The organism is Coriobacteriia bacterium (genome assembly GCA_018368455.1).
In the GTDB taxonomy this organism is placed as follows: domain Bacteria; phylum Actinomycetota; class Coriobacteriia; order Coriobacteriales; family UMGS124; genus JAGZEG01.
This window is the reverse complement of the sequence record JAGZEG010000012.1, coordinates 66,790-76,036: the sequence shown is the minus strand read 5'-3', so window position 1 is coordinate 76,036 and position 9,247 is coordinate 66,790. Positions and strand designations below refer to the sequence as shown.

The following is a 9,247-nucleotide window of genomic DNA, read 5'->3' as shown; positions in this document are numbered from 1 at the left end:
GTCACGGTAGGCGGTGCTGCGCCTGCCTGGTGCTGCTGAGCCTGTGAGCTGCACCGGAAGGCCGGATAATGGATACGCCCGGCCCCGTGGCGTTTTGACATCTGCGAGGAAGGGGAGTACTCTTCTGCCTCGCGCCTGGCCCCGGTTGTAGCTAGGCCGGGAGTCATGTCGCATTAGAACACGAGTTTTCGAAGGAGTAGAGCTTTGCCTACGATCAACCAGCTCGTTCGCCAGGGGCGCACCAAGGTGAGCGCCAAGAGCAAGAACGCTGCCCTGAAGGGCAACCCCCAGAAGCGCGCTGTCTGCACGCGCGTTTACACCACCAGCCCCAAGAAGCCGAACTCGGCTCTGCGTAAGGTCGCTCGTGTCCGCATGGTCAATGGCATTGAGACGACGGCATACATCCCGGGCGAGGGCCACAACCTGCAGGAGCACTCCATCGTGCTCGTGCGCGGCGGCCGCGTCCGCGACCTGCCTGGTGTTCGTTACAAGGTCATCCGCGGCGCTTACGACTGCGCTGCTGTTGCCAACCGCAAGCAGGCCCGCTCGCGCTATGGCGCCAAGCGCCCGAAGTAGGCTCAACCGTAGTTTTGCTCATTAGCCCGGGGCGCATATAAGGCGTGCGCCCGGACACCGACCTTTGAGGAGAGTTGGTACATGTCTCGTCGTGCTGGTAACGTTCGTCGCGAGGTCGCGCCGGACTTTGTCTACAACAACCGTCTTGTCACGCAGCTCATCAACAAGGTGATGCTCGACGGCAAGAAGTCCATCGCTGAGCGCATCGTCTACGGTGCCTTCGACATCGTTGCCGAGAAGTCCGGCGGCGACCCGATCGCCACGTTCCGCAAGGCCATGGACAACGTTCGTCCGACGCTCGAGACGAAGTCCAAGCGCGTGGGTGGCGCTAACTACCAGGTCCCGGTCGAGGTTAACTCCCGCCGTTCGACCGCTCTCGCCATCCGCTGGATCGTGAACTTCTCCCGCGCCCGCAAGGAGAAGACGATGACCGAGCGCCTCGCCCACGAGATCCTCGACGCCTCCAACGGCGTCGGCGCCTCCGTCAAGAAGCGCGAGGACCTCTACAAGATGGCCGAGGCCAACCGCGCCTTCTCGCACTACCGCTGGTAAGCCATGCGTCTCTGGCGCCAGATGTGACGCCAGCTGACCCGCATTTTTCCTTCTCGCACCAATACCAAGGAGAGATACCGTATGGCCACCAAGAAACTCAATCTTGCTGATACCCGCAATATCGGCATCATGGCCCACATCGACGCGGGCAAGACGACCACGACGGAGCGCATCCTCTACTACACCGGTAAGACGCACAAGATCGGTGAGGTGCACGACGGCGCGGCCAAGATGGACTGGATGATCCAGGAGCAGGAGCGTGGCGTGACGATTCAGTCCGCCGCCACGACGTGCTACTGGAAGAAGGATGGCAAGGACTACCGCATCCAGATCATCGACACGCCCGGCCACGTGGACTTCACCGTCGAGGTCGAGCGCTCGCTGCGCGTCCTTGACGGCGCTGTCGCCGTGTTCGACTCGGTCGCCGGCGTCCAGCCGCAGTCCGAGACGGTGTGGCGTCAGGCCGAGAGCTACGGCGTCCCGCGCATCGCGTACATGAACAAGTACGACCGCATCGGCGCCGACTTCTTCGCCGCCATCGAGACGATGCACGATCGTCTCGACGCCCCGGCCATCGCTATCCAGATGCCGATGGGCGCCGAGGACAACTTCTGGGGCCTCATCGACCTTGTCACCATGACGGCGTGGGACTTCAAGGCCGACGAGAAGGGCATGACGTACCCCGAGCCCATGGCCGAGATCCCGGCCGAGTTCGCCGAGGAAGCCGCTCTTCACCACCAGGAGCTGCTCGACGAGGCTGCGAACTTCGACGACGAGCTCATGGAGATGATCCTCGAGGAGCAGGAGATCCCGGTCGACAAGCTCAAGGCCGCCATCCGTAAGGGCACGATCGCCTGCAAGCTTCACCCCGTTCTCGTGGGCTCGTCCTACAAGAACAAGGGTGTGCAGGAGCTGCTCGACGCTGTTGTGGACTACCTGCCCAGCCCGCTGGACTGCCCGCCTGTCAAGGGCACCGATCCCAAGACGGACGCCGAGATCGAGCGCAAGCCTTCCGAGAAGGAGCCCTTCGCTGCCCTCGCGTTCAAGATCCAGACGGATCCGTTCGTCGGCAAGCTGACGTACTTCCGCGTCTACTCCGGCAAGCTCGAGAACGGCTCGTATGTTCTGAACTCCTCGAAGGACAGCCGCGAGCGCGTTGGCCGCATCCTTGAGATGAACGCCAACGAGCGTATCGACAAGGACGGCTGCTCCGCTGGCGACATCGTCGCTGCCGTGGGCATGAAGAACGTCACGACCGGCGACACGCTGTCTGACGAGAACTCGCCCATCATCCTCGAGTCCATGGTGTTCCCCGAGCCCGTTATCGACGTCGCCGTCGAGCCGAAGAGCAAGGACGAGCAGACGAAGCTCGAGCTTGCCCTCATGAAGCTCGCCGAGGAGGACCCGACCTTCAAGGTGCACACCGACCCGGAGACGGGTCAGACCATCATCGCCGGCATGGGCGAGCTGCACCTCGAGATCATCGTCGACCGTCTGCTGCGCGAGTTCAAGATCGACGCTAACGTTGGCAAGCCCCAGGTCGCCTATCGCGAGACCGCCGGCAAGGCCGTCCAGAACGTCGAGGGCAAGTTCGTCCGCCAGACGGGTGGCCACGGCCAGTACGGTCACTGCGTCATCAACATGGAGCCGCTGCCTTCCGGCACGGGTTACCAGTTCGAGAACAAGATCGTCGGCGGTGTCATCCCCAAGGAGTTCATCCCCTCGGTCGACAAGGGCATCCAGGAGGCCCTGGAGTCGGGCGTCATCGCCGGCTTCCCGACGGAGGACATCAAGGTCGAGCTCATCGACGGCTCCTACCACGAGGTCGACTCGTCCGAGGCTGCCTTCAAGATCGCCGGCTCCATGGCCATCAAGGAGGCCCTGCGCCGCTCGAACCCCGTCCTGCTCGAGCCCGTCTTTTCCGTCGAGGTCGTGACGCCTGAGCAGTACATGGGCGACGTCATGGGCAACCTGTCCAGCCGTCGCGGCAAGATCGAGGGCATGGAGGACCGCAAGAACGCCAAGGTCATCCGCGCCAAGGTGCCGCTGGGCGAGATGTTCGGCTACGCGACGGACCTCCGTTCCGCCACGCAGGGCCGCGCCGTCTATACCATGCAGTTCAGCGCCTACGAGCCCGTGCCCAAGGCCGTGGCTGACGAGGTGGCCAGCAAGTCCGGTAAGGCGTAATCGAGCAAGAGTCGAGACACGAAAGGGGAGCGCACCCGCGCTCGGCCACAGACGGCCCCTGCCCTTGAGCTTTGGAGGTTTGAGTTGGCTTCGCAGAAGATCAGGATTCGCCTGAAGGGCTTTGACCACGAGATCGTCGATCAGTCGAGCAAGCTGATCGTCGACACCGCGCTCCAGACGGGCGCGCGCGTCTCCGGTCCCATCCCGCTGCCCACCGAGCGCAACCTGTACACGGTCATTCGCTCGCCGCACGTCAATAAGGACTCGCGCGAGCAGTTCGAGATGCGCACTCACAAGCGCCTCATCGACATCCTCGACCCCACGCCCTCCACGGTCGACTCGCTCATGCGCCTCGACCTGCCGGCTGGTGTGGATATCGAGATTAAGCTCTAGGCTACTCTTGCGAGGCACAGCCCATCCGTGTATCCTAGGAGGGCTGTGCCTCGTTTGGTAGGCATAGGTTGGACGCGGTCCGCTGGGTGGGGATGGAAGGGCCATCCTCTATGTCCCATGACCGCCAGAAGGTAAGGATCACCATGATCAACACGATTCTTGGCCGCAAGATCGGGATGACTCAGGTGTGGAACGAGAACGACGAGGTCGTTCCCGTCACCGTCATCCAGGCCGGCCCCTGCGCTGTCTCGCAGGTCAAGACCAAGGCGACCGACGGCTACTGCGCTGTTCAGATCGGCTTTGGCGACATCAAGGACAAGAACGTCAACAAGCCGATGCGCGGTCACTTTGACAAGGCTGGCGTGAAGCCTGTGCGTTACCTCCGCGAGGTGCGCGTGCCTGAGGGCGAGGAGCACGCCTGTGGCGAGCTCGTCACGGTCGAGTCTTTCGCTGACGTGGAGAAGGTCGATGTCATCGGCCGCTCCAAGGGCAAGGGCTTCCAGGGCACGATCCGTCGTCACAACTTCGACGCCGGTCGTAAGACGCACGGTTCGCACACGTACCGCAAGCACGGCTCCATCGGCCAGTGCTCCACGCCGAGCCGCGTCCACAAGGGCCTGCGCATGCCTGGCCACATGGGCGACGATCGCGTGACGGCGCGCAACCTCAAGGTCGTGCGTGTCGACGCCGAGCAGAACCTCATCCTGGTCAGGGGTGCCGTTCCCGGTGCTAAGAATGGCCTCGTTCTCGTCCGCATGGCCTAACGGGCCCTCGCAACAATCGCCCCAGTAGGCTTAAGGAGACAGACACATGTCTAAGATCGAAGTCAAGAACATGGCTGGCGAGAAGGTCTCTGACCTTGAGCTCGCTGAGTCCGTGTACGGCATCGCGCCGAACATCCCGGTTATGCACCAGGCCGTGCGTTATCTGATGGCTCTTGACCGTCAGGGCACGCACAAGGTCAAGAACCGCCATGAGGTCAGCGGCGGCGGCAAGAAGCCGTGGCGTCAGAAGGGCACCGGCCGCGCCCGCCAGGGCTCCATCCGCGCCCCGCAGTGGCGTGGCGGCGGCGTCGTCTTCGGCCCGACTCCTCGTGACTACTCCTTCCGCATGAACAAGAAGGAGATCAAGCTCGCCATGCGCAGCGCGCTCTCGGCGAAGCTGCTCGACGAGGAGCTCATGGTCGTCGACAAGTTCGCGTTTGATAAGCCCTGCACGAAGCAGGCCGTCAAGTTCCTGAAGGACAACGGCCTCGAGGGCAAGCGCGTGACGATCGTGCTGCCTGAGGGCGCCATCGACGCCGCTCTGTCGTTCCGCAACCTCTCTAAGGTCGTCGTCCTGTTCGACCAGGAGATCGACACCTACTTCATGCTCGACAACAACGTGCTCGTGCTCTCCGAGCCCGTCGCGACTCGCCTCGGGGAGGTGCTGGCGTAATGAATACGTTTGATCCGCGCACCATCATCATCCGCCCGATCGTGTCCGAGGCCTCCTTCGACAAGATGGAGCAGAACAAGTACACGTTCGAGGTTGCTCGCGATGCCGACAAGCCCGCCATCAAGCGCGCTATCGAGGATATCTTCAACGTTCACGTTAAGTCTGTGAACACCCTGTGGGTCAAGGCAAAGCCGAAGCGCGTCCGCGTTCAGTCCGGCTATACTCGCACCTGGAAGAAGGCTGTTGTGACGATCGCCGATGGCGAGACCATCGAGATCTTCGGCAAGCAGGCCTAAGCTTCCTTTTGTTAGGCACACTCGCACGGGAAGTGCTTCGGTGCTTCCCGTGCGTTATGCTGTGTTGGGTGTGTTAAATGGACACACCCGGAACCGTGGTTGTCCGGGGTCACGGATGCGGGACTCAGGCGAGTCTCCCTCCCATGCATCACGTGGCAATCGGACGAGAGGAGAAATGCAATGGGAGTCAAGCAGTACCGGCCGACGTCTCCGGGCCGCCGTTTCATGAGTGTCTCGGACTTCGCCGAGATCACGACGGACAAGCCCTACAAGCCGCTTCTTGCGCCGCTGAAGAAGCACGCCGGCCGCGGCAACGACGGCCACATCACCACCCGTCACCAGGGTGGCGGCCACAAGCGTCGTTATCGTATCATCGACTTCAAGCGCAACCATGACGGCGTGCCCGCCAAGGTCGCGACGATCGAGTACGATCCGAACCGCTCTGCGCGTATCGCTCTGCTGCACTACGCTGACGGCACGAAGGCCTACATCCTTCACCCGAAGGGCCTGAAGGTCGGCGACACCGTCATGAGCGGCCCTGGCGCCGACATCAAGCCGGGCAACGCCATGCCGCTTGCCGACATCCCCGTCGGTACGCTCGTGCACGCCGTTGAGTTCCAGCCGGGCAAGGGCGCGGCTATCGCCCGCTCCGCCGGCAACTCCTGCCAGCTCATGGGCAAGGAGGGCAAGTACGCTGTTCTGCGTATGCCGTCCTCCGAGATGCGTCGCGTCCTCATCACCTGCCGCGCCTCCATCGGTGAGGTCGGCAACGCTGATCACGCGAACATCTCGATCGGCAAGGCTGGCCGCAGCCGTTGGCTCGGCATTCGTCCGACGGTCCGTGGTACGGTCATGAACCCCGTCGACCACCCGCACGGCGGCGGCGAGGGCAAGAACCACACGTCGGGCCGCAAGTCGGTTTCGCCGTGGGGCATCCCCTGCAAGGGCTACAAGACGCGCGACAAGAAGAAGCGCTCGAACCACATGATCATCCGTCGCCGCAAGAAGTAACCCGAAAAGGAGAACACGCAGATGAGCAGAAGCCTCAAGAAGGGGCCCTACGTCGAGACGCGGCTCCTCAATCGCATCATTGCGATGAACGAGTCGGGCGACAAGCAGGTCATCAAGACCTGGTCTCGCGCGAGCACCATCTTCCCGGAGATGGTTGGCCACACGATCGCCGTTCACGACGGTCGCAAGCACGTGCCCGTGTACGTCACTGAATCCATGGTTGGCCATAAGCTCGGCGAGTTCGCGCCGACGCGCACGTTCAAGGGCCACTCGGCAGATAAGGGCAAGAGGTAATGAGCGAAGACATCAAGAAGGTCGTTGAGGCGCGCGCCGTGGCACGCTACGTGCGCATCGCGCCCAAGAAGGTCCGCCTCGTCGTGGACCAGATCCGCAACAAGCCCATTGCGCAGGCCCGCACCATCCTTGCCTTCTCCGAGCGCTCCGCCGCCGAGACGGTCGCCAAGGTGCTGAACAGCGCTGTGGCCAACGCAGAGAACAACTTCGGCATGCGCGGTGACGACCTCGTCGTCAAGACCGCGTTCGTCGACGAGGGCCCGACGCTCAAGCGCATTCGCGCTCGCGCCAAGGGTTCCGCGGCCCGCATCCTCAAGAGGACGAGCCACATCACGATCATCGTCGCTCCGCGAAAGGAGGCGTAAGGCAATGGGTCAGAAGGTCCATCCGATTGGATTCCGTCTCGGCACGACCGAGGACTGGCGCTCCCGCTGGTACTCCGATAAGGACTACAAGGCCACCCTCAAGAATGACCTGGCCATTCGCTCCTTCCTGGAGAACCGCCTCAAGGACGCCGCTCTTTCGCGCGTCGAGATCGAGCGCGCCGGCGACAAGGTGAAGGTCATCATCTACACCGCTCGCCCCGGCATCGTCATCGGTCGCAAGGGCACGGAGATCGACACGCTGCGCAAGGACGTCGAGAAGGTCGCCGGTGTCTCCGGTGGCAACCTCTCCATTGAGGTCATCGAGATCAAGCGCCCCGAGCTCGACGCCACGCTCGTTGCGAAGTCCATCGCCGAGCAGCTCGAGCAGCGCGTTGCCTTCCGTCGCGCCATGCGCAAGGCTGTTCAGTCGGCTCGTAAGGCTGGTGCCAAGGGCATCCGTGTCCAGTGCTCCGGTCGTCTCGGCGGCGCTGAGATGGGTCGTCGCGAGTGGTATCGCGAGGGCCGCGTGCCGCTGCACACGCTGCGCGCCAAGATCGACTACGGCACGGCCACTGCTGGCACCGTCATGGGCTCCTGCGGCGTGAAGTGCTGGATCTACCTGGGTGAGAAGCTGCCCGGTCAGCCCACCCCCAATCCCGCCCTCGAGGGCACCTCGCGTCCGCGTCGTGGCGGCCGCGGCGAAGGGAGGAGGTAAGGCATGCTCGCACCTAAGCGCATTGCTCACCGTAAGGTGATGCGTGGCACGATGAAGGGCAAGGCCAAGGGCTGGACGAACGTCAACTTTGGCGAGTACGGCCTTGTTGCCACGGAGTGCCACTGGATCACGAACCGCCAGATCGAGGCTGCTCGTGTCGCCATGACCCGCTATATGAAGCGTGGCGGTCGCGTGTGGATCACGATTTTCCCTGACAAGCCTATCACGAAGAAGCCCGCCGAGACCCGCATGGGCAAGGGCAAGGGTAACCCGGAGGGCTGGGTTGCCGTCGTGAAGCCCGGCCGCGTTATGTTCGAGATCGCCGGTGTCGACGAGGCCACGGCCAAGGAAGCCTTCCGTCTGGCTGCTCAGAAGCTGCCGATTCATACGAAGGTCATCACCCGTGCCGATCAGCAGGTCGAGGACGGGAAGGAGACCAACTAATGAAGCCCGCAGAGATTAGGGAGCTCAACGATCAGGAGCTCCAGAGCAAGCTGAAGGAATGCCGCGCTGAGCTGTTCAACCTCCGTTTCCAGATGGCCACGGGCCAGCTGGACAACACGGCTCGCGTCAAGCTCGTGAAGAAGGACGTCGCTCGCATCCTCACCGAGATCCGTGCGCGTGAGATCGCTGCTGAGAAGGATGTGAAGTAACACCATGACCGAGACTGTTGAGCGCAACCGCCGTAAGGTCCGCCAGGGCGTCGTCGTGTCGCGTATGGGCGATAAGTCCATCTCCGTTGAGGTGACGGAGCGTAAGCGTCACCCCAAGTACGGCAAGATGATGATCCGTACGAAGAAGTTCCACGCTCACGACGAGAACAACGATTGCAACGTGGGCGATACGGTGCGCATCATGGAGACGCGCCCGCTGTCCGCGACGAAGCGTTGGCGTCTGCTCGAGATCGTCGAGCGCGCGAAGTAAGTTCTGCCCGTTCGTGCGCCGGGTTGCTCACCTTGAGTGGCCCGGCGCCTTCCGACGACATGTGTGCCGCACGAGTGGGCGCACCTCTGCCTGTCGACTCTGCTATCGGAGGAAGAAATGATTCAAGCACAGACTATGCTCAACGTCGCCGACAACTCCGGCGCGCGCAAGGTTCGCTGCTTCAAGGTTCTCGGCGGCTCCAAGCGCCGCTATGCCAGCGTGGGCGACGTCGTGATCTGCGCCGTGCAGGAGGCCCTGCCCAACGGCTCCATCAAGAAGGGCGCCGTTGTGCGTGCGGTCATCGTTCGCACGAAGAAGGAGATCCGTCGCAAGGATGGCAGCTACATCCGTTTCGACGACAACGCCTGCGTGCTGATCGACGCGAGCGGTGCTCCCAAGGGCACGCGCGTCTTCGGCCCCGTGGCCCGCGAGCTCCGCGACCGCAAGTATCTGAAGATCACGTCGCTCGCGCCTGAGACGCTGTAAGGAGAGACGCA

General features: G+C 62.9%; 15 protein-coding genes. All 15 read left to right on the top strand.

Annotated elements, in window-relative coordinates; all coding sequences use genetic code 11:
• The first annotated feature begins 204 nt into the window (after positions 1-204).
• Complete coding sequence (gene rpsL, locus KHZ24_08875; protein ID MBS5451306.1) at positions 205-576, top strand: 30S ribosomal protein S12; 372 nt, start codon at positions 205-207, stop codon at positions 574-576.
• Positions 577-657: 81 nt separating this feature from the next.
• Positions 658-1,128 carry a 30S ribosomal protein S7 gene (rpsG, locus tag KHZ24_08870; protein ID MBS5451305.1) on the top strand — a complete coding sequence of 157 codons (471 nt, stop codon included), beginning with the start codon at positions 658-660 and terminating at the stop codon, positions 1,126-1,128.
• Positions 1,129-1,209: 81 nt separating this feature from the next.
• A complete protein-coding gene (fusA, locus tag KHZ24_08865; GenBank protein ID MBS5451304.1) occupies positions 1,210-3,315 on the top strand; it encodes an elongation factor G in 2,106 nt (701 codons plus the stop codon).
• A gap of 84 nt (positions 3,316-3,399) precedes the next feature.
• Positions 3,400-3,708 (top strand): 30S ribosomal protein S10, encoded by a 309-nt coding sequence (rpsJ, locus tag KHZ24_08860; GenBank protein MBS5451303.1) that lies wholly within the window; start codon positions 3,400-3,402, stop codon positions 3,706-3,708.
• Between the two features lie 143 nt (positions 3,709-3,851).
• Positions 3,852-4,472: a 50S ribosomal protein L3 gene (gene rplC / locus KHZ24_08855; protein MBS5451302.1), complete on the top strand. Its 621-nt coding sequence runs from the start codon at positions 3,852-3,854 to the stop codon at positions 4,470-4,472.
• 46 nt (positions 4,473-4,518) lie between these two features.
• Positions 4,519-5,145: a 50S ribosomal protein L4 gene (gene rplD / locus KHZ24_08850; GenBank protein MBS5451301.1), complete on the top strand. Its 627-nt coding sequence runs from the start codon at positions 4,519-4,521 to the stop codon at positions 5,143-5,145.
• The gene (rplW, locus tag KHZ24_08845) at positions 5,145-5,441 is read left to right on the top strand and encodes a 50S ribosomal protein L23 (GenBank protein MBS5451300.1); all 297 of its coding nucleotides are present in this window, start codon (positions 5,145-5,147) and stop codon (positions 5,439-5,441) included. Before rplD ends, rplW begins: the two co-directional genes overlap by 1 nt.
• A gap of 180 nt (positions 5,442-5,621) precedes the next feature.
• Positions 5,622-6,452, top strand: coding sequence for a 50S ribosomal protein L2 (rplB, locus tag KHZ24_08840; GenBank protein MBS5451299.1), 831 nt, complete (start codon positions 5,622-5,624; stop codon positions 6,450-6,452).
• 21 nt (positions 6,453-6,473) lie between these two features.
• Positions 6,474-6,746 carry a 30S ribosomal protein S19 gene (rpsS, locus tag KHZ24_08835; protein ID MBS5451298.1) on the top strand — a complete coding sequence of 91 codons (273 nt, stop codon included), beginning with the start codon at positions 6,474-6,476 and terminating at the stop codon, positions 6,744-6,746.
• Positions 6,746-7,111, top strand: a complete 366-nt coding sequence (gene rplV / locus KHZ24_08830; protein ID MBS5451297.1) for a 50S ribosomal protein L22 — start codon at positions 6,746-6,748, stop codon at positions 7,109-7,111. The genes rpsS and rplV overlap by 1 nt, the downstream gene beginning before the upstream one ends.
• A gap of 4 nt (positions 7,112-7,115) precedes the next feature.
• Positions 7,116-7,826 carry a 30S ribosomal protein S3 gene (rpsC, locus tag KHZ24_08825; protein ID MBS5451296.1) on the top strand — a complete coding sequence of 237 codons (711 nt, stop codon included), beginning with the start codon at positions 7,116-7,118 and terminating at the stop codon, positions 7,824-7,826.
• A gap of 3 nt (positions 7,827-7,829) precedes the next feature.
• On the top strand, positions 7,830-8,270 hold the full coding sequence (rplP, locus tag KHZ24_08820) for a 50S ribosomal protein L16 (protein MBS5451295.1): 441 nt from the start codon (positions 7,830-7,832) through the stop codon (positions 8,268-8,270).
• Positions 8,270-8,479, top strand: coding sequence for a 50S ribosomal protein L29 (rpmC, locus tag KHZ24_08815; GenBank protein ID MBS5451294.1), 210 nt, complete (start codon positions 8,270-8,272; stop codon positions 8,477-8,479). The genes rplP and rpmC overlap by 1 nt, the downstream gene beginning before the upstream one ends.
• 4 nt (positions 8,480-8,483) lie before the next feature.
• Entirely contained in the window at positions 8,484-8,750 is a 267-nt protein-coding gene (rpsQ, locus tag KHZ24_08810; GenBank protein ID MBS5451293.1) for a 30S ribosomal protein S17, read from the top strand.
• Between the two features lie 117 nt (positions 8,751-8,867).
• Positions 8,868-9,236, top strand: coding sequence for a 50S ribosomal protein L14 (rplN, locus tag KHZ24_08805; protein ID MBS5451292.1), 369 nt, complete (start codon positions 8,868-8,870; stop codon positions 9,234-9,236).
• The last annotated feature ends 11 nt before the right edge of the window (positions 9,237-9,247 follow it).

Excerpts from the sequence above, each read along its gene's own strand:
- rpsG (MBS5451305.1), top strand. The coding sequence starts at position 658 with ATGTCTCGTCGTGCTGGTAACGTTCGTCGCGAGGTCGCGCCGGACTTT.
- fusA (MBS5451304.1), top strand. The coding sequence starts at position 1,210 with ATGGCCACCAAGAAACTCAATCTTGCTGATACCCGCAATATCGGCATC.
- rplC (MBS5451302.1), top strand. The coding sequence starts at position 3,852 with ATGATCAACACGATTCTTGGCCGCAAGATCGGGATGACTCAGGTGTGG.
- rplD (MBS5451301.1), top strand. The coding sequence starts at position 4,519 with ATGTCTAAGATCGAAGTCAAGAACATGGCTGGCGAGAAGGTCTCTGAC.
- rplW (MBS5451300.1), top strand. The coding sequence starts at position 5,145 with ATGAATACGTTTGATCCGCGCACCATCATCATCCGCCCGATCGTGTCC.
- rplB (MBS5451299.1), top strand. The coding sequence starts at position 5,622 with ATGGGAGTCAAGCAGTACCGGCCGACGTCTCCGGGCCGCCGTTTCATG.
- rpsS (MBS5451298.1), top strand. The coding sequence starts at position 6,474 with ATGAGCAGAAGCCTCAAGAAGGGGCCCTACGTCGAGACGCGGCTCCTC.
- rplV (MBS5451297.1), top strand. The coding sequence starts at position 6,746 with ATGAGCGAAGACATCAAGAAGGTCGTTGAGGCGCGCGCCGTGGCACGC.
- rpsC (MBS5451296.1), top strand. The coding sequence starts at position 7,116 with ATGGGTCAGAAGGTCCATCCGATTGGATTCCGTCTCGGCACGACCGAG.
- rplP (MBS5451295.1), top strand. The coding sequence starts at position 7,830 with ATGCTCGCACCTAAGCGCATTGCTCACCGTAAGGTGATGCGTGGCACG.
- rpmC (MBS5451294.1), top strand. The coding sequence starts at position 8,270 with ATGAAGCCCGCAGAGATTAGGGAGCTCAACGATCAGGAGCTCCAGAGC.
- rpsQ (MBS5451293.1), top strand. The coding sequence starts at position 8,484 with ATGACCGAGACTGTTGAGCGCAACCGCCGTAAGGTCCGCCAGGGCGTC.
- rplN (MBS5451292.1), top strand. The coding sequence starts at position 8,868 with ATGATTCAAGCACAGACTATGCTCAACGTCGCCGACAACTCCGGCGCG.